The following is a 21820-nucleotide window of genomic DNA, read 5'->3' on the forward strand; positions in this document are numbered from 1 at the left end:
GGGCCGGCCGCAACCGGGCCGGCCCGCCGGGCCGGTCCTGGCGACCGGCCTCACCAGAACTCACCTTGAGGATCGCTGCATGCCTGGCATCACGCGCGAGGAGGTCGCCCACCTCGCCCGGCTGTCGCGTCTTGAGCTGAAGGACGAAGAGCTCGACCACTTCGCCGAGCAGCTCGACGTGATCATCGGCGCGGTCGCCCGCGTTTCCGAGGTCGCCGGACAGGACGTCCCGCCGACCTCCCACCCGCTGCCGCTGACCAATGTCATGCGGGCGGACGAGGTGCGGCCGTCGCTGACCCCGGCCGAGGCCCTCGCCGCCGCTCCGGCGGCCGAGGAACAGCGTTTCCGCGTGCCGCAGATCCTTGGGGAGGACTGACCCATGGCAGACCTGATTCGCTGGGGCGCCGCCGAGACCGCCGCCGCCGTCGCCGCCGGCGCCGTCTCCGCCACCGAGGTCGCCCAGGCGCACCTCGACCGGATCGCCGCCGTCGACGAGAAGGTGAACGCCTTCCTGCACGTCGACACCGAGGGCGCCCTCCAGGCCGCCCGCGCGGTGGACGACAAGCGCGCCCGGGGCGAGCGGCTCGGCCCGCTGGCCGGTGTGCCGCTCGCGCTGAAGGACGTCTTCACCACCAAGGGCGTCCCGACCACCTGCGGCTCCCGCATCCTGGAGGGCTGGCTGCCGCCGTACGACGCGACGCTCACCCGCCGGCTGCGCGAGGCCGACGTCGTCATCCTCGGCAAGACCAACATGGACGAGTTCGCCATGGGGTCCTCCACCGAGAACAGCGCGTACGGCCCCACCGGCAACCCGTGGGACCTCTCCCGCATCCCCGGCGGCTCCGGCGGCGGCTCCGCCGCCGCGCTGGCCGCGTTCGAGGCGCCGCTGGCCATCGGCACCGACACCGGCGGCTCCATCCGCCAGCCCGGCGCCGTCACCGGCACCGTCGGCGTGAAGCCGACCTACGGCGCGGTCTCCCGCTACGGCCTGGTCGCCTTCTCCTCCTCGCTGGACCAGGGCGGCCCCTGCGCCCGTACGGTGCTGGACGCCGCGCTGCTGCACGAGGCCATCGCCGGGCACGACCCGCTGGACTCCACCTCCATCGACGCGCCGGTGCCGCCGGTCGTCGAGGCGGCCCGGATGCGCGATGTGCGCGGCATGCGGATCGGCGTGGTCAAGGAGTTCGGCGGCGAGGGCTACCAGGCCGGCGTCATGCAGCGCTTCAACGAGTCGGTGGAGCTGCTGCGCGAGCTGGGCGCCGAGGTGGTGGAGGTCTCCTGTCCGTCCTTCACCCTGGCGCTGCCCGCGTACTACCTGATCGCGCCGAGCGAGGCGTCGTCCAACCTGGCCCGCTTCGACGCCATGCGGTACGGCCTGCGGGTCGGTGACGACGGCACCCGCTCCGCCGAGGAGGTCACCGCGCTGACCCGCGAGGCCGGCTTCGGCCCCGAGGTCAAGCGCCGGATCATCCTGGGCACCTACGCGCTCTCCTCCGGCTACTACGACGCCTACTACGGCTCGGCGCAGAAGGCCCGCACCCTGATCTCCCGGGACTTCGACGCGGCCTTCGCCGGGGTGGACGTACTGATCTCCCCGACCACCCCCACCACCGCCTTCCCGATCGGTGAGCGCGCCGACGACCCGATGGCGATGTACCTGGCCGACCTGTGCACCATCCCGTCGAACCTGGCGGGCAACGCGGCCATGTCCCTGCCCTGCGGCCTGGCGCCGGAGGACAATCTCCCGGTCGGCCTGCAGATCATCGCCCCCGCGATGGCGGACGACCGCCTCTACCGGGTAGGCGGTGCCGTCGAGGCCGCATTCACCGAGAAGTGGGGACACCCCCTGCTGGAGGAGGCACCGGCACTGTGAGCAGTTCCACCAAGGGCGGCAAGGCCGCACAGCTCAAGGGATTCAAGCACTCCAAGCCCGGCCTGCTGCTGTCGATCGGCACCAGCGCCTTCGGGGCGATCGGGATCGTCAAGGACGTCCGCACGGCCCGGGGCGAGCACGACACCCTCAAGCTGGTCAACGCCGTCGTCGGGGCCGTGGCCCTGCTGACCGGCACCGCACTGCTGATCCGCGAACTCAGGCACCTGGGCGACGACGACGTCCTGCTCGGCTGAGACCCGGCGGAGCCGGTCCGCACCCCGGGGTGCGGACCGGCTCCCGCAGAACCTTTCCGTGAACGTGAAGAAGGGGACGCTGTGAGCGTCGTGAACCTGGTGTCGTTCGAGGACGCCCTGGCGTCGTACGACCCGGTGATGGGCCTTGAGGTCCATGTGGAGCTGGGCACCGCGACCAAGATGTTCTGCGGGTGCTCGACCGCCTTCGGGGCCGAGCCCAACTCCCAGGTCTGCCCGACCTGCCTGGGCATGCCCGGCTCGCTGCCGGTGGTCAACGCCGTCGGCGTGGAGTCCGCGATCAAGATCGGCCTGGCGCTGAACTGCGAGATCGCGGAGTGGTGCCGCTTCGCCCGGAAGAACTACTTCTACCCGGACATGCCGAAGAACTTCCAGACCTCCCAGTACGACGAGCCGATCGCCTTCAACGGCTATCTGGACGTCGAGGTCGACGGCGACACCTTCCGGGTCGAGATCGAGCGGGCCCACATGGAGGAGGACACCGGCAAGTCCTCCCACATCGGCGGCGCCACCGGCCGCATCCACGGCGCCGAGTACTCCCTGGTGGACTACAACCGGGCCGGCATCCCGCTGATCGAGATCGTCACCAAGCCGATCACCGGGGTCGGCGCCCGCGCCCCCGAGGTCGCCAAGGCGTACGTCGCGGAGCTGCGCGAGCTGATCAAGGCGCTGGGCGTCTCCGAGGCCCGGATGGAAATGGGCCAGATGCGCTGCGACGTCAACCTGTCGCTGCGCCCCATCGGCCGGGAGAAGTTCGGCACCCGCTCCGAGACCAAGAACGTCAACTCGCTGCGCTCGGTGGAGCGCGCCGCCCGCTACGAGATCCAGCGGCACGCGGCGGTGCTGGACGAGGGCGGCATCATCGTCCAGGAGACCCGGCACTTCCACGAGGAGGACGGCTCCACCACCTCCGGCCGGATCAAGGAGGAGGCGGAGGACTACCGCTACTTCCCCGAGCCCGACCTGGTGCCGATCGCCCCGTCCCGCGAGTGGGTCGAGGAGCTGCGGGCCGGTCTGCCCGAGCTGCCCCGGCTGCGCCGGCTGCGGTTGCAGCAGGAGTGGGAGCTGTCCGACAAGGACATGCAGGCGGTGCTCAACGCGGGCGCCATCGACCCGATCCTGGAGACCATCGCGGCCGGCGCCCCCGCCGACCAGGCCCGCAAGTGGTGGATGGGCGAGCTGGCCCGCCGCGCCAACGAGACCGGCACCGACCTGACCGCCCAGCCGATCACCCCGGCCCAGGTGGCCCGGGTCTGCGCGCTGGTCGCCGCGGGTTCGCTCAACGACAAGCTGGCCCGCCAGGTCATCGACGGCGTGCTGAACGGCGAGGGCGAGCCGGACGAGGTCGTCGCGGCCCGCGGCCTGGCCGTGGTCTCCGACGACTCGGCGCTGGGCACCGCCGTGGACGAGGCCATCGCCGCCAACCCGGGCGTGGCGGACAAGATCCGCGACGGCAAGGTGGCCGCCGCCGGCGCCCTGGTCGGCGCGGTGATGAAGGCCACCCGTGGCCAGGCCGACGCCGCCCGGGTCAAGGAGCTGATCCTTGAGCGGCTGGGCGTCCAGGGCTGACGGCCCGCGCGCCGGTCTGAGTACCCCTTAGGCACTCCGCCCGGCCCGTCCTAGGCCGTAGCCGGCACTCAGGCCCGCATCCGCGCCGCCGCCCCCGATCCAGGGGGCGGCGGCGCTCGCCTTTGCCCACCTGGGCCGCCACCGGGCCGCCCACCGGGCCGCCCTAAGGCCCCCGGACCTCGGAAGATGCGGCAGGCTGCCGATGCGGCGCACCCCCCTGGGCGAGCAGGCTCCTCTCAGGACGACGGTCCGGCCGAACCGGTCGGGCCGGGAATTCCGAAGGGGGAACACCACCGTGCTGGAGTACGACTACATCCGCTACCGGTCCATCGAGTTGCAGCGTCAGGCCGCGTACGAGCGCCTGGTACGCGAGGCGCGGGCCGCCCGGCGCGGGCAGCGCGCCGCCCGCTTGGGGCTGCTGCGCCGCCTCGCCCGGGTGGTGCGCCCGGCGGCGCCGGAGGCCCCGGGCCGGGTACGCGAGTGCTGACGGTCCGGCCGGGTGTCGGCCCCGAGCCGGCCGGCGCCGAAATCCAGCGGCCGCTGTCGGACCCCTGTGGCATGCTCGACAGGGTGCAGCGCATATCCGTCAGCCCCGTCTTCGTCGGCCGCGACCGCGAGTTGGCGGCCCTCACCGAGGCGCTCGGCCGCGCCGACGACGGGGAGCCGCAGGCGCTGCTGATCGGCGGCGAGGCCGGCGTCGGCAAGACCCGCCTGCTGGAGGAGTTCCTGACGGCGGCGGATGCGGCCGGCGCCGTCACCACGCTCGGCGGCTGCCTGGAGGTCGGCGCCGAGGGCCTGCCGTACGCACCGCTGGTCACCGCCCTGCGCCGCCTGCACCGCGCGCTGGGCAGCGAGTTGGAGCAGGCCGCCGACGGCCATGAGAGCCGGCTCGCCCGGCTGCTGCCCGACTTCGGTGAGGCCGCCCCCGAGTCCAACGACGAGTACGGCCGCGCCCGGCTCTTCGAGCACACCGCCCGGCTCTTCGAGCGGCTGGCCGCCGACCGCACCCTGGTGCTCGCGGTGGAGGACCTGCACTGGTCCGACCGCTCCACCCGTGAGCTGCTCGCCTATCTGATCCGCACCCTGCACCGCGCCCGGGTGGTGGTGGTCGCCACCTACCGCACCGACGACCTGCACCGCCGCCACCCGGTGCGGCCGTTCCTGGCCGAGCTGGAGCGGCTGCGCACCGTGCAGCGCCTGGAGCTGCCCCGGTTCGCTCGGGCCGAGGTCGAGCAGCAGCTCGCCGGCATCCTGAGCACCGCCACCCCGGACCGCGACCTGGTCTCCCGGATCTTCCGCCGCTCCGAGGGCAACCCCTTCTTCGTGGAGGAGTTGGCCTGCTCGTACAGCGAGGGGTGTCGGGTCGGCCTCAGCGACTCGCTGCGCGACATCCTGCTGGTCCGGGTCGAGGCGCTGCCCGAGCGGGCGCAGACCGTCGTCCGGGTGGCGGCCGAGGGCGGCTCGAGCGTCGAGTACGGCCTGCTCGCCGCCGTGCTCGCCCTGCCGGAGGACGACCTGATCGAGGCGCTGCGGGCCGCCGTCGGCGCCAACATCCTGGTGCCCGACCCGGACGGCGAGGGCTACCGCTTCCGCCATGCGCTGGTCCGCGAGGCGGTGGTCGACGACCTGCTGCCCGGCGAGCGCAGCCGGGTCAACCGGCGGTACGCCGCCGCGCTGGAGGCCGACCCCTCGCTGGTCCGCAGCGACGTCCGCGCCGCCCGGCTGGCCAGTTACTGGTACCACGCCCATGACCCGGCCCGTGCGCTGCCCGCCGTGCTGCACGCCGGCCGCGAGGCCCGCCGGCGGAACGCCTTCGCCGAGCAGCTGCGGATGCTGGAGCGCGCCCTGGAGATCTGGGACGACGTACCGGACGAGGTGCTGCCGGCCCTGCGGCCGTACGACTACGCCGACGAGTCGTACCCGCCGTGCAGCTGCGACCCCGGCACCTGCGATGCCGACTGCGAGCGGCTGCGCTTCGCGGACGTGCTGGCCGAGGCCACCGTCGCCGCCCGGCGGGCCGGCGACCGCGACCGGGGCCTGCGGTTCGTCAAGATGGCGCTGCGTCAGATCGACGAGCGGACCGATCCGCACCGCGCCGCCTGGTTCTGGCTGCAACGCGGCCGGGCCGTGCGGTACTACAACGGCACCTTCGGCGGCCCGGAGCTGGAGCGCGCCCGCGCGTTGATCGACGGCCGGGGCCCCTCCGCCGTCCAGGCGGACGTGCTCAGCCGGGCCGCCGCCGACGGGATGCTCACCCGGCCCGGCCGCGAGCACATCACGATGGCCGAGCGGGCCGCCGCCATCGCCCGCCAGGTCGGCGCCCGCTCGGTGGAGCTGCACGCGCTGCTCACCCTGGGCACCCTGCGCTGCGACTTCGGCGAGACCGAGGCCGGGTTGGCCGGGCTGCGCGAGGTCTGCGCCCGCGCCGCCGACGTGGACGACCCCGACCTGCACTGCCGCGCCTACAACAGCCTGGCCTCGCTGCTGGAGCAGGTCGGCCGGGCCGAGGAGGCGGTGGCCGCCGCCCAGGAGGGCCTGGCGCTCTCCCGCCGCTACGGAATGACCCGCTACAACGGCGTGCTGCTGACCGGCAACCTCGCCGAGGCGCTGCTCGCGCTCGGTCGGCACGAGGAGGCCGCCGCGCTGCTCGCCGACGAGGAGGACCGCCCGGCCGACGTCGTCCACGGCGACTTCCTGGAGCTGCTCCGCGGTGAGCTGGCCCTGCTGCGCGACGACCCGGCGCAGGCGGCCCACCACCTGTCCCTCTCCCGCAGCGGCCACTCCCGCCCCCAGCCGCAGAAGGTGCTGCCCGCCTTCGACCTGGCGGTGCGGACCGCCACCCGCACCGGCCGCTTCACCGACGCCCGGACGGAGCTGCTGGCCGGGGTGGGCGACGGCTTCCCGGTCGGGTACGAGCAGTACGCCTGGCCGCTGCTGGTCCACGGTGTGGCGGCCGAGGCCGACTCCCGGGGCCTGCCCGCCGCCGACCCCGGCCGGGCCGAGGTGCTGGCCACCGTCCGGGCGGCCGCCGCGCCGCTCTCCCGGGCGGTGCCGCTCTACGCCGCCTGGGCGCTGCTGCTGGAAGCGGAGCTGGCCCGCGCCGAGGGTCGGGACGGCCCCGCTGGCTGGCTGGCGGCGGTGGCGGCGCTGCGTCCGCTGGGTCGGCCGTATCCGCTGGTCATGGCGTTGCTGCGGGCCGCAGAGGCGCAGGCGGCGGCCGGGGAGCGGGCGGCGGCGGCGACGCTGCTGCGGGAGGCCGAGGAGGTCGGCCGCCGCCGGGGCGACGTCCATCTGCTGCGCGAGATCGCGGTGCTCGCGGAGCGGGCCCGGCTGCCGCTGGACGGCGCCTGCGACGGCGCCCGGCCGGAGCCCGCCGCCGAGCAGGACCCGGCGGCGGCGCTCGGGCTCACCGCGCGGGAGCGCGATGTGCTGCGGCTGCTGGCCCGGGGGTGTACCAACCGGCAGATCGCGGCGGCGCTGTACATCTCACCGAAGACGGCCAGTGTGCATGTCTCCAACATCCTCGCCAAGCTCGCCGTCGGCGGGCGTGGCGAGGCGGCGGCGCTGGCCCACCGGATGCGGCTCTTCCCGGAGGATCTGGCGGCGTCCGGCGCCTGACCGGGCAGAACCGGTTCGGGATCGGTTCGGGATCGGTTCGGGCTGAGCGGGTTCGGGCGGGACGGGCCGGTCAGCTCGGGTCGGGGCGGCGGACCACCACCTGTCCCGAGGCGAGGTCGATCGGGCCCCGGCCCGGCGCCGCGTCACCCTCGTCGTCCCGGGTGACCAGCAGCCGGTTGCGCTCATCCTCCTGGTGCTTGCGGCCGGGTGCGAACAGCTCCTCGAAGATGCTGCCGAACACGGTGCCTCCTTCCCGGCCGCCATCGCCTTCCGCACGGCCGTACGAACCCCATCCTCACCCCGCGCGGTCGCCGCGCCAAGACCGCCGACCGGCCTGGGGAGCGGGCCCGGTTCCGCGCCCGCCCGGCACCAGGGCATAGATTCGGCACCATGTCCGCGACCCCCGCCGCACCACGCCCCGCCGCACCACTGCCCACCGTCCTGCTGCCCTACGGACCGGCCGAGACCGGCGAGCTGCCGCCCGGTCTGACCGCCCACCACTGGGACGGCACCACCCCGCCGCCCCCGCAGGAGGTGCTGGACGCCGTCGGCTTCTTCGCCCTCCCCTATCTGAACACCGCGGCGGCGCTGCCGCTGCTGTCCCGGATGCCCCGGCTTCAGGTGGCGCAGACCCTCAGCGCCGGGGTGGACGACGTACTCCCGGCACTGCCCCCCGGTGTGACGCTCTGCAACGCCCGGGGTGTGCACGACGCCAGCACCGCCGAGCTGACGGTGGCCCTGATCCTGGCCGCGCTGCGTGACATCCCCGGCTTCGTCCGGGGTCAGGACGCCGAGCAGTGGCGGTCCGGCTTCTACCCGGCGCTGGCCGACCGGACGGTGCTGCTGGTCGGGCACGGCGCGATCGGAGCCGCCATCGAGGACCGGCTGCTCCCGTTCGAATGCCGCGTACGAAGGGTGGCGCGCACCGCCCGGTCCACGCCCCGTGGACCGGTGCACGCGCTCCCCGAGCTCCCCGAGCTGCTGCCGGACGCCGACGTGGTGGTGCTGATCGTCCCGCTGACCGAGCAGACCCGCGCGCTGGCGGACCAGGACTTCCTGGCCCGGATGAAGGACGGCGCGCTGCTGGTCAATGTGGCCCGTGGCCCGGTGGTGGACACCGGCGCGCTGCTCGCCGAGCTGGAGTCCGGCCGGCTGCGCGCCGCCCTCGACGTCACCGACCCCGAGCCGCTGCCGCCGGGCCACCCGCTGTGGCACGCACCCGGTGTGCTGATCAGCCCGCACGTCGGCGGCAGCACCTCGGCGTTCCTGCCGCGCGCACTGCGGCTGCTCTCGGACCAGCTGCGCCGGTACGCGGCGGGCGAGCCGCTGGAGAACCGCATCGTGGGCTGACCGCGCCCGCGCGTCGCGCGCCCGCCCGGGATCGCGCGGGCGGATCGCGCGGGCGGGGAGAGTACACCCTGACCGGAGCCACCCCGCCCCGGGAGGCCGTCCCACTCCCCCGAACGAGCCGTTCTGCCGCGACCTTGCACATGCACGCGCATTTACCGTTACTGTGAGTTGTGTGTGTGTGCCGCTGAGTGACGGATTTGGTGTATCGTCCCCCTCCGGAATGGGGCGCGGCGTGCGGCGGCGGTCGGCCTACCAGCCCGGCGGGAGCCGGACGCGGGCGGCGGTACCACCGCAGCCCGGGGGCGCGGAGCCCCCGAGCCGGAGGGGGAGATGTCGGTTGACTTCCACCGATGCCGCGCCGACCGGGACGCTGTCCACCGGCGCCCGGACCGCCCGGCTGCTGCTCGCCGCCGTCTGCGGCCTCTATGTGCTGGGCGCCGCCACCGGCTGGGGCTCCGTCCGGCTCGCCTCCGCCATGGGCGACTTCGGCCTCGCCGGGGCGGCGCTGACCGCCTCGGTCTCCTGCGCGGTGCGCGGCTGCACCGGCCGTGGCCGGTCCCGGCCCGCCTGGCTGCTGTTCGGCGTCTCGTCGCTGATGACCGGCGTCGGGAACGCCGCCTGGGGCTGGTACGAGGTGGTGCTGCGCGTCCCGGTGCCCTCGCCGTCCGCCGCCGACTACGCCTTCCTGCTGTTCGCGCCGCCCGCCGTCATCGGCCTGCTGGCGCTCGCCCAACGGCCGCGCACCGCGGCCGGCTGGGTCTGCCTGCTGCTGGACAGCTGGCTGATCGCCGGTTCGTTGTTCACCCTCAGCTGGAGCCTGGCACTGGCCGGGCCGGCCCGCAGCGACGAGCACAGCCTGCTGCGGCTCTCGCTGGCGCTCGCCTACCCGGTGCTGGACATCCTGCTGGTCAGCGTGGTGCTCGGGCTGCGCTTCCGGGCCCGGGACGGCAACCGGACCGCCGTCGGCACCGCGCTGCTCGGCCTGGCCGTCACCGTCGTCTGCGACGCGCTGTGGATGTCGCCCACCCTGCGCAGCGGCTACCACTCCGGCGGGCTGCTGGACGCCGGCTGGTTCACCGGCAGCCTGCTGCTCGCCTGGGCCCCCTGGGCGTCCGGACGCTCCCCGCAGACCACCGGCCCGGTGCGGGCCCACCCCTCGATGGCCGGCCGCCGCCGCCACGCCACGCCCTGGTTCAGCGCCCTGACGCCGTATCTGGCCGCCGGGGTCTGCACCGCCGCGCTGCTGCACGGCGCCCTCGGCCGGCACTCCATGGACCGGGTGGTGCTGGTCACCGGCTGCACCGTGGTGCTGGCACTGATCATCCGGCAGGGCATCATGCTGCTGGACAACATCTCGCTGGCCCAGGAGCTGTCCCAGAAGGAGGCCCACTTCCGCTCCCTGGTGCAGGGCTCCAGCGACGTCATCATGATCACCGGGCCGGACGGCGTGCTCTCCTACGTCAGCCCCGCCGCCCTCGGCGTCTACGGGCGCGACCCGGCCGAGCTGGTCGGCGGCCGACTGCTCGACCTGGTCCACCCCGACGACTCCGGCCATGTGCTCTGGGAGGTCAGGCGGTTCCTGGCGGGAGGCCCGGCCGCCGAGCCCACCGCCCGGATGGAGTGCCGGTTCCGCTCCGGCGACGGGGAGTGGCTGCATGTGGAGTCCACCGTCAACCGCTACCGGGACGGCCTGATCCTCAACAGCCGGGACGTCACCGAGCGGGTCCGGCTCCAGGCGCAGCTCCAGCACAACGCCTTCCACGACCCGCTGACCGACCTGCCCAACCGGGCGCTGTTCACCGACCGGGTCCGGGCCGCCCTCTCCGGGGTGCGCGGCGAGGGCCGTACCGTCGCGGTGCTCTTCCTGGACCTCGACGGCTTCAAGGCGGTCAACGACACCGCCGGGCACCAGACCGGGGACGAGCTGCTGGTGCAGGCCGCCCGCCGGCTCCAGGAGGCGGTACGGGCCGGCGACACCGTCGCCCGGCTCGGCGGCGACGAGTTCGCCGCCCTGGTGGCCGGCCGGATCGACGAGGGCCAGGTGCGCGACATCGCCGAGCGGCTGCGCGCTGTCCTCTCCGAGCCGTACCCGCTCGGCGGCACCGAGCTGGCCGTCGCCGCCAGCATCGGCATCGCCTTCGCCGGGCCCGGCACCGCCCCCGCCGAGCTGATGCGCAACGCCGACCTGGCGATGTACCGGGCCAAGTCGGCGGGCAAGGGCCGGGTCGCGGTGTACTCCCCGCAGCTCCGGGCCGACCTGAACCGCCGCACCGAGCGGGAGCAGCGGCTGCGCGGTGCCGTCCGGGAGGGGCGGCTCACCCTGCTGCACCAGCCGGTGGTGGACCTGGCCAGCGGGCAGGTCACCGCCGTGGAGGCGCTGGCCCGCTGGCACTCCGCGCAGGGGCAGCCGCTGGCCCCGGCGCAGTACATGCCGGGCGACGCCGACGACCGCACCTCACGCTTCGCGCACTGGCTGCTGCGGCAGTCGGTCACCCAGGCTGCCGCCCGCTGGCGGCAGGACCGGGACCGCGACGCCCCGCCGGTGCCGGTGACGGTGCAGCTGGCGGCCGCCCGGGTGACCGCGCCGGGCACGGTGGAGACCGTGGAGCGGGCGCTGCGGGAGAGCGGCCTGCCGCCCGGCCTGCTGGTGCTGGCGGTCGGCGGCGGCCATGGCGAGCCCGCCGCCGGGCTGGACGAGCTGGGCCGCCGGCTGGCCGCGCTGCGCCGGCTCGGCGTGCGGGTGGCCCTGGAGGGGTTCGGTACCGGCGCCGCCTCGCTGACCTGGCTGCGGCGGCTGCCGGTGGAGATGCTCCGGCTGGACGGCGCGCTGGTGCAGGGGGTGGCGGAGTCCGCGCTCACCCGCATCCTGGCCGGCCATGTGCTGCGGCTGGGCCGCGACCTGGGCATGGCCACGGTGGCACAGGGGGTGGACGCGCCGGGGCAGGCCGCGGTGCTGCGGGAGCTGGGCTGCCGGCAGGGCCAGGGGCTGCTGTTCGCCGGACCGCTGGAGGACCGGCTGCTGCGCGCCGCGCTGCTGCGGCGGACGCTGCCGCTGCCCAGGCCGGGCGGCGCCGAGCCGCACCGGCCGCTGCCCCCGGCCGCCGACCTGCTGCGTACCGCCGCCACTCGTCCGGAGGTGCGGGCGGACCCGAGGCGACCCCGCTTCGTACAGCTCCACCACCCCTCCGACCTGCCCGAACACCGATCCATGGCCGGTCCGCATGATGAGACGTCCGTCCCACCCGCTTGACACCGCCCTTCGCCCAGGAGGAAGGTCAAGGCCATGCGCACCCGAATTCTCGTACTTGGCGGGCGCGTCGGCTGACCGGACAGCAGTGCCGGATCGCAGAAGCTGACGCGCTACCCCTCGCATGCCCTGGGCACGAGGGGTTTTTTGCTGCACGAAACCCGCTCGACCCGCCCGACCACTGCCCGCAGCAGCCCCCCACGGGGGCCGCGAGGGCCGCGATTCGCAGTCCACCGCACCGGCCGCGCACCATGGAAGACAGCCACCGAGCGCCGCCGGGCGACCGCCGCAGGAAGCCTCGCCCCGTGGCGCAACCCGAGAAGAGACAGGCAGATGACTGAGCAGGCCGCCCCGCATCGCGGGGACACCCCGGCAGCCCACTCCGCTACCGGTGCCCACACCGCCGAGACGATGACCGGCGCCCAGTCGCTCATCCGTTCGCTGGAGGCCGTAGGCGCCGACACCGTCTTCGGCATCCCGGGCGGCGCCATCCTTCCCGCGTACGACCCGCTGATGGACTCGACCAGGGTCCGTCACATCCTGGTCCGCCACGAGCAGGGCGCCGGCCACGCGGCCGAGGGATATGCGCAGGCCACCGGCAAGGTCGGCGTCTGCATGGCCACCTCGGGGCCGGGCGCGACCAACCTGGTCACCCCGATCGCGGACGCGTACATGGACTCCGTCCCGATGGTCGCCATCACCGGGCAGGTCGCCAGCGCCGCGATCGGTACGGACGCCTTCCAGGAGGCGGACATCTGCGGCATCACCATGCCGATCACCAAGCACAACTTCCTGGTCACCGACCCCGCCGAGATCCCCCGGGTGATCGCGGAGGCGTTCCACATCGCCGCCACCGGCCGCCCGGGTCCGGTGCTGGTCGACATCGCCAAGGACGCGCTCCAGGCGCAGACCGTCTTCCGCTGGCCGGTGGAGACCGCGCTGCCCGGCTACCGGCCGGTCACCAAGCCGCACGCCAAGCAGATCCGCGAGGCCGCCCGGCTGCTGGTGAACGCCAAGCGCCCGGTGCTCTACGTCGGCGGCGGTGTGCTCAAGGCGCACGCCACGGCGGAGCTGCGCATCCTCGCGGAGCTGACCGGTACGCCGGTCACCACCACCCTGATGGCGATGGGCGCCTTCCCCGACAGCCACCCGCAGCACCTGGGCATGCCCGGCATGCACGGCACCGTCCCGGCGGTCACCGCCCTCCAGAAGGCCGATCTGATCTTCGCGCTGGGCGCCCGCTTCGACGACCGGGTCACCGGCAAGCTGTCCACCTTCGCGCCCAACGCCAAGATCGTGCACGCCGACATCGACCCGGCGGAGATCGGCAAGAACCGCGCCGCCGACGTGCCGATCGTGGGCGACGCCCGCGAGGTGCTCGCGGACCTGATCGTCGCGGTGCAGGCCGAGCACGAGGCCGGCCGCAAGGGCGACTACGCGGCCTGGTGGGAGCGGCTGAACGGCTGGAAGGCCACCTACCCGCTGGGCTACGAGGCGGCCCCCGAGGGCCGGCTCGCCCCGCAGCAGGTGATCGAGCGGATCGGCCAGCTGGTCGGCCCGGACGCGATCTACGCGGCGGGCGTGGGCCAGCACCAGATGTGGGCCTCCCAGTTCCTCGGCTTCGAGAAGCCCGCCACCTGGCTGAACTCCGGCGGCGCCGGGACGATGGGCTACGCCGTCCCGGCCGCGATGGGCGCCAAGGCCGGCCGCCCGGACGTCCAGGTGTGGGCGATCGACGGCGACGGCTGCTTCCAGATGACCAACCAGGAGCTGGTCACCTGCGCGCTCAACAACATCCCGATCAAGGTCGCGGTGATCAACAACGGGTCGCTGGGCATGGTCCGCCAGTGGCAGACCCTCTTCTACAACCAGCGCTACTCCAACACCGTGCTGCACAGCGGCCCCGGCCACGACGGCGTGGCGCCGCCGGCGGCCGGCACCCGCGTCCCGGACTTCGTCAAGCTGGCCGAGGCCATGGGCTGCTACGGGCTGCGCTGCGAGAGCCCCGACCAGCTGGACGCGGTGATCAAGGAGGCGATGACGATCAACGACGCGCCGGTCGTCATCGACTTCATCGTCCACCAGGACGCCATGGTGTGGCCGATGGTCGCCGCCGGCACCAGCAACGACGAGATCATGGCCGCACGGGACGTCCGCCCCGACTTCGGCGACGAGCTGGACTGAGCACCGCCCTCCGGGACCCAGCAGAACGAGGAAGCCAGACCCATGTCCAAGCACACGCTCTCCGTCCTGGTCGAGAACAAGCCCGGCGTGCTCGCCCGCATCGCCGCCCTGTTCTCCCGCCGGGGCTTCAACATCGACTCGCTCGCCGTCGGCCCGACCGAGCACCCGGACGTCTCCCGGATGACGATCGTCGTCTCGGTGGAGGACTTTCCGCTGGAGCAGGTCACCAAGCAGCTCAACAAGCTGGTCAACGTCATCAAGATCGTGGAGCTGGACCCGGCCGCCGCCGTCCGGCGCGAACTGGCCCTGGTCAAGGTCCGCGCCGACGCCGAGACCCGGTCGCAGATCGTGGAGATCGTCCAGCTCTTCCGCGCCAAGACCGTCGACGTCTCACCCGACGCCGTCACCGTCGAGGCCACCGGCAGCTCCGACAAGCTCGAAGCCATGCTGCGGATGCTGGAGCCGTACGGGATCAAGGAACTGGTCCAGTCCGGCATGGTGGCCATCGGCCGTGGCGCCCGGTCCATCACCGACCGCTCGCTGCGCGCCCTGGACCGCTCGGCCTGAGCCGTCCGGCCCCCGGGGGCGCCCCGCAGGGGCCGCACCCCGTCTCAACCCCCGACTACCTACCGCACCTGGGCACCGGGGCCGCGTACGGTGAGTACGTAACCCGGTGTCACCACCATCACGCAAGGAGATGTGCCCCCGTGGCCGAGCTGTTCTACGACGACGACGCCGACCTGTCCATCATCCAGGGCCGCAAGGTCGCGGTTCTCGGCTATGGCAGCCAGGGCCACGCCCACGCCCTGTCGCTCCGCGACTCCGGCGTGGACGTGCGGGTGGGTCTGCACGAGGGCTCGAAGTCCAAGGCCAAGGCCGAGGAGCAGGGCCTGCGCGTGGTCACCCCGGCCGAGGCCGCGGCCGAGGCCGACGTCATCATGATCCTGGTGCCGGACCCGATCCAGGCCGACGTCTACAAGGAGTCCGTGGAGCCGCACCTGAAGGACGGCGACGCGCTGTTCTTCGGCCACGGCCTGAACATCCGCTACGGCTTCATCAAGCCCCCGGCGGGCGTGGACGTCTGCATGGTCGCCCCCAAGGGCCCCGGCCACCTGGTCCGCCGCCAGTACGAGGAGGGCCGCGGCGTCCCGTGCATCGTGGCCGTGGAGCAGGACGCGACCGGCAAGGCGCTGGCGCTGGCACTGTCCTACGCCAAGGGCATCGGCGGCACCCGGGCCGGCGTCATCAAGACCACCTTCACCGAGGAGACCGAGACCGACCTCTTCGGTGAGCAGGCGGTGCTCTGCGGCGGTGCCTCCGCGCTGGTCAAGGCGGGCTTCGAGACCCTGGTCGAGGCCGGCTACCAGCCGGAGATCGCCTACTTCGAGTGCCTGCACGAGCTGAAGCTCATCGTCGACCTGATGTACGAGGGCGGCCTGGAGAAGATGCGCTGGTCCATCTCGGAGACCGCCGAGTGGGGCGACTACGTCACCGGCCCGCGCATCGTCACCGACGCCACCAAGGCCGAGATGAAGCAGGTCCTGGCCGAGATCCAGGACGGCTCCTTCGCCAACACCTGGATGGCCGAGTACAAGGCCGGCCTGCCGAAGTACAACGAGTACAAGAAGGCCGACAGCGAGCACCTGCTGGAGACCACCGGCAAGAAGCTGCGCAAGCTGATGAGCTGGGTGGACGACGAGGCGTAAGCAGCCTCCGGGCGGCGGCCGTCTCCGACTCCGGGGCGGCCGCCGTCGCACATTCCCGTTCGAGCCCCAGTTCTCGGCCGGCCTGTAGGATCCCGAGCGGGTGATTCCGCCGTTGGGGAGGGGTCGGCAGCCCGTACGTCGATACACTTCCCAGTGCGCGTCAGGCTCACAGCGTCGTGCGTCTTCAACGCGGCATGCCACCGTTCCCCATGCCGCTGTTCCGGTCTCCGGAAACAGCTCGCGAGGTACGCCACCCAGGACCCGCGGCCGGGGAGAATCCGGACAGTAAGGACAAACTGTCGTGAGCGCTGCAACATCCCAGAAGCCTGTCGTCCTCATCGCCGAAGAGCTCTCGCCCGCCACGGTGGACGCACTGGGCCCCGACTTCGAGATCCGCCACTGCAACGGCGCCGACCGGGCCGAGCTGCTGCCCGCCATCGCGGACGTCGACGCCATCCTCATCCGCAGTGCCACCAAGGTCGACGCGGAGGCCATCGCCGCCGCCCGCAAACTCAAGGTGGTCGCTCGGGCCGGCGTCGGTCTGGACAACGTGGACGTCTCGGCCGCCACCAAGGCCGGCGTGATGGTCGTCAACGCGCCGACCTCCAACATCGTCACCGCCGCCGAGCTGGCCTGCGGCCTGCTGATCTCGGTCGCCCGCAACATCGCGCCCGCCAACAGCGCGCTGAAGAACGGTGAGTGGAAGCGCGCCAAGTACACCGGCGTGGAGCTGGCCGAGAAGACCCTCGGCGTGGTCGGGCTCGGTCGGATCGGCGTCCTGGTCGCCCAGCGGATGTCGGCCTTCGGCATGAAGATCGTCGCCTATGACCCCTACATCCAGGCGGCCCGCGCCGCCCAGATGGGCGTCAAGCTGCTCTCGCTGGACGAGCTGCTGGAGGTGGCCGACTTCATCACCGTCCACCTGCCCAAGACCCCCGAGACGCTCGGCCTGATCGGTGACGAGGCGCTGCGCAAGGTCAAGCCGACCGTGCGCATCGTCAACGCCGCCCGTGGTGGCATCGTCGACGAGGCGGCCCTGGTCAGCGCGCTCAAGGAGGGCCGGGTCGCCGGCGCCGGGCTGGACGTGTTCAGCAAGGAGCCCTGCACCGACTCCCCGCTGTTCGAGTTCGACAACGTGGTGGCCACCCCGCACCTGGGCGCCTCCACGGACGAGGCCCAGGAGAAGGCCGGCATCGCGGTCGCCAGGTCGGTCCGGCTGGCGCTGGCCGGCGAGCTGGTCCCGGACGCGGTCAACGTCCAGGGCGGCGTGATCGCGGAGGACGTACGCCCCGGGCTGCCGCTCGCGGAGAAGCTCGGCCGCATCTTCACCGCGCTGGCCGGCGAGGTCGCCGTCCGGCTGGACGTCGAGGTGCGCGGTGAGATCACCCAGCACGACGTCAAGGTGCTGGAGCTCTCCGCGCTCAAGGGCGTCTTCGAGGACGTCGTCGCGGAGACGGTCTCCTACGTCAACGCCCCGCTCTTCGCCCAGGAGCGCGGCGTCGAGGTGCGGCTGACCACCAGCAGCGAGAGCCCCGAGCACCGCAATGTGATCACCGTGCGCGGCACCCTCGCCAACGGCAGCACGGTGTCGGTCTCCGGCACGCTGTCCGGCCCCAAGCGCATCCAGAAGATCGTCGGCGTCGACTCCTTCGACGTGGACGTGGTCCTCACCGACCACATGGCGTTCTTCCAGTACGAGGACCGGCCGGGCGTGGTCGGCACCCTCGGCCGGGTGCTCGGCGACGCGGGCATCAACATCGCCGGCATGCAGGTCGCCCGGGACGACGAGTCCGGCCAGGCGCTGGTCTCGCTCACCGTGGACAGCGAGATCCCGCAGCCGGTGCTCTCCGAGATCGCCGGTGAGATCGGCGCCACCTTCGCCCGCTCGGTGAACCTCGGCGACTGACCCCGCCCGCTCGCCCCACCGGTGCCCCGCCGCTGTCCAGCGGCGGGGCACCGGCATGCTCCGGACCGGTACGCAGTCGCACCGGGGGCCGGTGATCCGCGCATTGGCTCGATATCCGCCGACCGGCATCCGCCACGGCCGCCCCGGGGCCCGCCGGAATGTACTGTGCCGTCGCTGGTCCGCCCTGCGGGGGGCGGACACCGGACCGTGGGGGCCAGATGCGCCGCAATTCCGCCGGACCGCACACGGCAGGCGGCGCGCCCGCCCGAATACACCGCGCCCCGCGCGGACGACGCCATTCCCACCGGCTGCGGATCGACTACCCGCGCGCGGGGCGGCGCGGCGTCCGCCGCTGGACACCGTCCTGGCGGCAGTGGCTGGCGGCCCTGCTGCTCCTCCTCGGCGCGGCGGCCTGCGTGGTCGGCATCGCCTACGCCCGCACCGGGATACCGGCCGACCTGAACGCCTTCGCCACCCAGCAGAACAACGTCTACTACTGGGCGGACGGCACCGAGATGGCCCGCACCGGCGAGGTCGACCGGCAGGAGGTGCCGCTGGACAAGGTGCCGGCGCCGGTGCAGAACGCGGTGCTGGCGGCGGAGAACGCGACGTTCTACTCCGACCGGGGCGTCTCCCCCTCGGGGATCGGCCGGGCCGTCTTCCGCATGCTGAGCGGGGGCGACACCGAAGGCGGATCGACCATCACCCAGCAGTACGTCAAGAATGCCTATCTGGACCAGCGCAGGACCCTGTCCCGCAAATTCACCGAACTCTTCATCGCGATCAAACTGGACAATCGGCTGACCAAGCAGCAGATCCTCCAGGGATATCTCAACACCAGCTGGTTCGGCCGGGGCGCCTACGGCATCCAGCGCGCCGCCCAGGCCTACTACGGCAAGGACGTCTCCCAGCTGAACCCGAGCGAGGGCGCCTTCCTGGCCGGGCTGCTCAAGGGCGCCGGGGTGTACGACCCCGCCCTCGGCCCGGAGAACCACCGGCTGGCGGTGCGGCGCTGGACCTGGGTGCTGGACCGGATGGTGCGGACCGGCAGCCTCTCGGCGGCCGAGCGCGCCCGCTACACCGTCTTCCCCGAGCCCCGGGAGCCGGTCAAGCCCGCCGGACTGACCGGGCAGCTCGGCTATCTGGTGGAGACCGCCAGGCGGTATGTGATCGCCCACTCCGGCATCTCCGACCGCTCCCTGGACCTGGGCGGCTACCAGATCCACACCACCTTCGAGCGGCCCCGGACGGACGCGCTGGCCGAAGCGGTCGGCAGGCGGCTGCGGCAACTGGCGCCCGCCGCGCACCCGGGCGACCGCGACGTCCGGGTGGGCGCGGCCTCGGTCCGGCCGGACGGGCGCATCGTCGCCCTGTACGGCGGCCCCGACTACCTGCGGCAGGGCTTCAACGACGCCGACTCCACCATCGTCCCGGTCGGCACCGCCTTCACCCCGTTCGTGTACGCCGCCGCGCTGCGCGACGGGGTGGCGCTCACCCGGGACGGGCCGCGCACCCCGGTCACCCCGGAGACGGTCTACAACGGTGACGACTCGCTCGCGGTCCGGACCCCGGAGGGGCCGTACTGGGACCGGTCCGGGAAGGTCGTCCGGGCGGCCAACGAGGGCGGCCGCTCCTGGGGGCCGATCCCGCTGCGCACGGCGGTGGAGCGGTCGGTGAGCACCCCCGTCATCCAGCTGGGCATGGACGTCGGGCTGGACCGGGTGCGCCGGGCCGCCCTCGACGCGGGGCTGCTGCCGGGCAGCATGGGGGAGCCGGTGCCGATGTTCGCGCTGGGGAACTCCACGCCGAGCCCGATCCGGCTGGCCGACGCCTATGCCGTCTTCGCGGCGGGCGGGATGCACACCGAGCCGTACTCGGTGCTGCGGGTGAGCCGGGGCGGGACCGGGATCGCGCTGCCGCCGCCCGTGCCGCGCCGGGCGTTCAGCGCCGAGGTGGCCGGCCAGGTCGATCAGGCGCTGCTGGGCGCCGTCCGGCAGGGGGCGGCCCGGTCCGCCGCCGTACCGGGGCGGCGGGTGGCGGCGCTGCCCGGGGCGGCGCAGGACGGTACGGCGGTCTGGTTCGCCGGCTACACCAAGGACGGGGGCACCGAGGATGGGGGCACCGAGGACGGGGGCACCGAGGAGCTGTCCACGGCGGTGGCGGTCTTCCGGATCGACCCGAGGACGCAGGAGCTGCTGCCGATGAAGGCGCTGGGCCGCCGGCCGGTGTCGGCGGGCGACTACCCGGCGGCCGTCTGGGCCGACTACCTGCGGGCCGACTACCGGCGGACGGCGTCGGCGGAGAGGTAGGTCGCCCAGTCCGGCGACTCGCCGGGGTCCAGCAGCCGCAGCCTGGCCAGGACCGCCGGGTCCTGGGCGTCCAGCCAGTCCGCGAGCTCGCGGAAGGAGACGCAGCGCACCTCGGGGCGGCGGCAGACGTCCCGCATCACGTCCTCCACGGCCTGCATGTAGATGCCGCCGTTCCAGGTCTCGAAGTGGTTGCCGATGTACATCGGGGCGCGGCTGCCGTGGTAGACCCGTTCGAACCCGTTGAGGTAGCCCTGCCGGGCCTCGCGCTCCCAGGTGGCGTACCTCGCGGGGTCGCCCTCGGTGCTGTCGCCGGACTGGTGGTAGAGGAAGTTGAAGTCCATCGAGAGCACCTGGAAGTCCTGGCCCGGGTAGGGCACCAGTTGCAGCGGGAAGTTCCAGATGCCGTCGATCCTGGACGGCCAGAGCTGGAAGTCGCCGGGCGAGCTGGCGTCGTACCGCCAGCCCAGCTGCTTCTCCGCCGGGATCAGCGTCCGCTGCCCCTCCAGGCAGGGCGCCCGGCCGCCGACCAGCTCCTTGCGGTAGTCGAAGGGCAGCGGCGGCAGGTCGGTGTAGCCGGTGTTGGTCTTCCAGTGCTCCACGAAGGAGTACGCCTGGCGGGTCTCGCTCAACCACTCCTCGGTGCTCCAGTCGCCGCCGCCCTTCTGGCCGCAGAAGTGGCCGTTGAAGTGGCTGCCGATCTCGTCGCCCTCCTCCCAGGCGAGGCGCAGCTGGGCCAGGGTGTCCCGGATGTGCTGGTCGGTGGGGAAGTCGATGGCGGAGCTGCCGGGGCGGTGCCGCGGCGGGTGGTAGAGCCCTCGTTTGGCGTCGGGCAGCAGGTAGATGCCGCTGAGGAAGAAGGTCATCCGGGCGTTGCTCTCCCGGGCGACCTGGCGGAAGCGGGAGAACAGGTGGTCGTCGTTCTCCAGGGCGCCGTCCCAGGAGAAGACCACGAACTGGGGCGGCTTCTCGCCGGGTTTCAGCTTCCGCACCGGGGGCTGCTCGGGCTGCGGGCCGGTGTAGGCGGTGGAGCCGTCACCGAGCACCTCGGTGCTGCCGTCCCAGGTCGGCTGGGCGGTGGGGGTGGCGCGGTCGGCGGGTCGGGCGGGTCCGGCGGTTCCAGCGGCGGGGCTCCGCCGGTCGCCGCCGCCTCCGCCGAGCCCGGGGGCCAGGAGCAGGGCGCTGACCACCCCTGCCGCCGCCAGCGCCGCCGCCGCACCCTGCCTGCTCCATATCCGCACCCGCACCTGTGCCCCCTGTCGACCGGTGGGGCGGCCGCCCCCCAGGTACTGACGCTTCCCCGGCGGGGCGGGTTGCTCACCGGGCTTCCGAAAGGGTATGGCGGCGGCGTCTCAGATAGTAGGAAGTCCGAGTAATCAGCGGACAGTGGCCGCGACGACGGCGTACCGTGAAATGGCCAGACGGTTCGCGGCCTGGGTGACCGGGCACCCCTTCCGGACCTCGCCGCCCGTCTGAGCCGTACGCGCTTGAGCAGGCGACCCCTGCGGCGTACCACCGCCTCACGCGATGCCGAGAGGCCAGACATCCACCCTCATGCCCACCGCATGTCATGGAACGGAGTCCCGGTATGCCCACCACCGACACCACCGCCAAGCACGACGACACCGCCCGCCGCAACGCCGCCGCCGCCCTCCAGCGGGCCCTGGACCGCCGGGACAACGGCGGGGCCACCGGGCACGGCCACTGACCGGCGCCCGCACACCGGGCGCGGGCGGACCGCCGTCCGGATGAGTCGGCTTCACTCCTACGGGTGCACCGCTGCCGGGGC

At 73.4% G+C, this 21820-nt stretch carries 15 protein-coding genes; 13 read left to right on the top strand and 2 right to left on the bottom strand.

Annotation, left to right across the window (positions count from 1 at the left end; genetic code table 11):
- The first annotated feature begins 79 nt into the window (after positions 1–79).
- The 6 genes from gatC to ACIQGZ_RS07295 all read left to right on the top strand — a co-directional run bounded on the left by gatC (position 80) and on the right by ACIQGZ_RS07295 (position 7332).
- On the top strand, positions 80–376 hold the full coding sequence (gatC, locus tag ACIQGZ_RS07270) for an Asp-tRNA(Asn)/Glu-tRNA(Gln) amidotransferase subunit GatC (RefSeq protein ID WP_402599832.1): 297 nt from the start codon (positions 80–82) through the stop codon (positions 374–376).
- A 3-nt stretch (positions 377–379) separates the two neighbouring features.
- Positions 380–1873 carry an Asp-tRNA(Asn)/Glu-tRNA(Gln) amidotransferase subunit GatA gene (gatA, locus tag ACIQGZ_RS07275; RefSeq protein ID WP_402599833.1) on the top strand — a complete coding sequence of 498 codons (1494 nt, stop codon included), beginning with the start codon at positions 380–382 and terminating at the stop codon, positions 1871–1873.
- The gene (locus ACIQGZ_RS07280; protein ID WP_402599834.1) at positions 1870–2127 is read left to right on the top strand and encodes a hypothetical protein; all 258 of its coding nucleotides are present in this window, start codon (positions 1870–1872) and stop codon (positions 2125–2127) included. Before gatA ends, ACIQGZ_RS07280 begins: the two co-directional genes overlap by 4 nt.
- An 81-nt stretch (positions 2128–2208) precedes the next feature.
- A complete protein-coding gene (gene gatB / locus ACIQGZ_RS07285) occupies positions 2209–3714 on the top strand; it encodes an Asp-tRNA(Asn)/Glu-tRNA(Gln) amidotransferase subunit GatB (RefSeq protein WP_402599835.1) in 1506 nt (501 codons plus the stop codon).
- Positions 3715–4009: 295 nt separating this feature from the next.
- Positions 4010–4201 carry a hypothetical protein gene (locus tag ACIQGZ_RS07290; protein ID WP_402599836.1) on the top strand — a complete coding sequence of 64 codons (192 nt, stop codon included), beginning with the start codon at positions 4010–4012 and terminating at the stop codon, positions 4199–4201.
- Between the two features lie 71 nt (positions 4202–4272).
- Positions 4273–7332: an AAA family ATPase gene (locus tag ACIQGZ_RS07295; protein ID WP_402599837.1), complete on the top strand. Its 3060-nt coding sequence runs from the start codon at positions 4273–4275 to the stop codon at positions 7330–7332.
- 70 nt (positions 7333–7402) lie between these two features.
- On the opposite strand, the gene ACIQGZ_RS07300 is transcribed toward ACIQGZ_RS07295, so the two are convergent.
- Entirely contained in the window at positions 7403–7573 is a 171-nt protein-coding gene (locus ACIQGZ_RS07300; protein WP_402599838.1) for a DUF6191 domain-containing protein, read from the bottom strand.
- 149 nt (positions 7574–7722) lie between these two features.
- On the opposite strand from ACIQGZ_RS07300, the gene ACIQGZ_RS07305 reads away from it, so the two are divergent.
- The 7 genes from ACIQGZ_RS07305 to ACIQGZ_RS07335 all read left to right on the top strand — a co-directional run bounded on the left by ACIQGZ_RS07305 (position 7723) and on the right by ACIQGZ_RS07335 (position 20034).
- Entirely contained in the window at positions 7723–8682 is a 960-nt protein-coding gene (locus tag ACIQGZ_RS07305) for a 2-hydroxyacid dehydrogenase (RefSeq protein WP_402599839.1), read from the top strand.
- A 337-nt stretch (positions 8683–9019) separates the two neighbouring features.
- On the top strand, positions 9020–11932 hold the full coding sequence (locus ACIQGZ_RS07310; protein WP_402599840.1) for a putative bifunctional diguanylate cyclase/phosphodiesterase: 2913 nt from the start codon (positions 9020–9022) through the stop codon (positions 11930–11932).
- Between the two features lie 330 nt (positions 11933–12262).
- Positions 12263–14113, top strand: coding sequence for an acetolactate synthase large subunit (locus ACIQGZ_RS07315; protein ID WP_402599841.1), 1851 nt, complete (start codon positions 12263–12265; stop codon positions 14111–14113).
- Between the two features lie 42 nt (positions 14114–14155).
- Entirely contained in the window at positions 14156–14680 is a 525-nt protein-coding gene (ilvN, locus tag ACIQGZ_RS07320; protein ID WP_402599842.1) for an acetolactate synthase small subunit, read from the top strand.
- Between the two features lie 140 nt (positions 14681–14820).
- Complete coding sequence (ilvC, locus tag ACIQGZ_RS07325) at positions 14821–15819, top strand: ketol-acid reductoisomerase (protein WP_402599843.1); 999 nt, start codon at positions 14821–14823, stop codon at positions 15817–15819.
- A gap of 301 nt (positions 15820–16120) precedes the next feature.
- Positions 16121–17725 carry a phosphoglycerate dehydrogenase gene (gene serA, locus ACIQGZ_RS07330; protein WP_402599844.1) on the top strand — a complete coding sequence of 535 codons (1605 nt, stop codon included), beginning with the start codon at positions 16121–16123 and terminating at the stop codon, positions 17723–17725.
- A 218-nt stretch (positions 17726–17943) separates the two neighbouring features.
- A complete protein-coding gene (locus tag ACIQGZ_RS07335) occupies positions 17944–20034 on the top strand; it encodes a transglycosylase domain-containing protein (protein WP_402599845.1) in 2091 nt (696 codons plus the stop codon).
- Here the strand turns inward: ACIQGZ_RS07335 and ACIQGZ_RS07340 are convergent.
- The gene (locus tag ACIQGZ_RS07340) at positions 20004–21278 is read right to left on the bottom strand and encodes a hypothetical protein (protein WP_402599846.1); all 1275 of its coding nucleotides are present in this window, start codon (positions 21276–21278) and stop codon (positions 20004–20006) included. The two genes, ACIQGZ_RS07335 and ACIQGZ_RS07340, sit on opposite strands and share 31 nt — an antisense overlap.
- Positions 21279–21820: the final 542 nt, after the last annotated feature.

Source organism: Streptomyces sp. NPDC092296 (assembly GCF_044755465.1).
Taxonomy (GTDB): domain Bacteria; phylum Actinomycetota; class Actinomycetes; order Streptomycetales; family Streptomycetaceae; genus Peterkaempfera.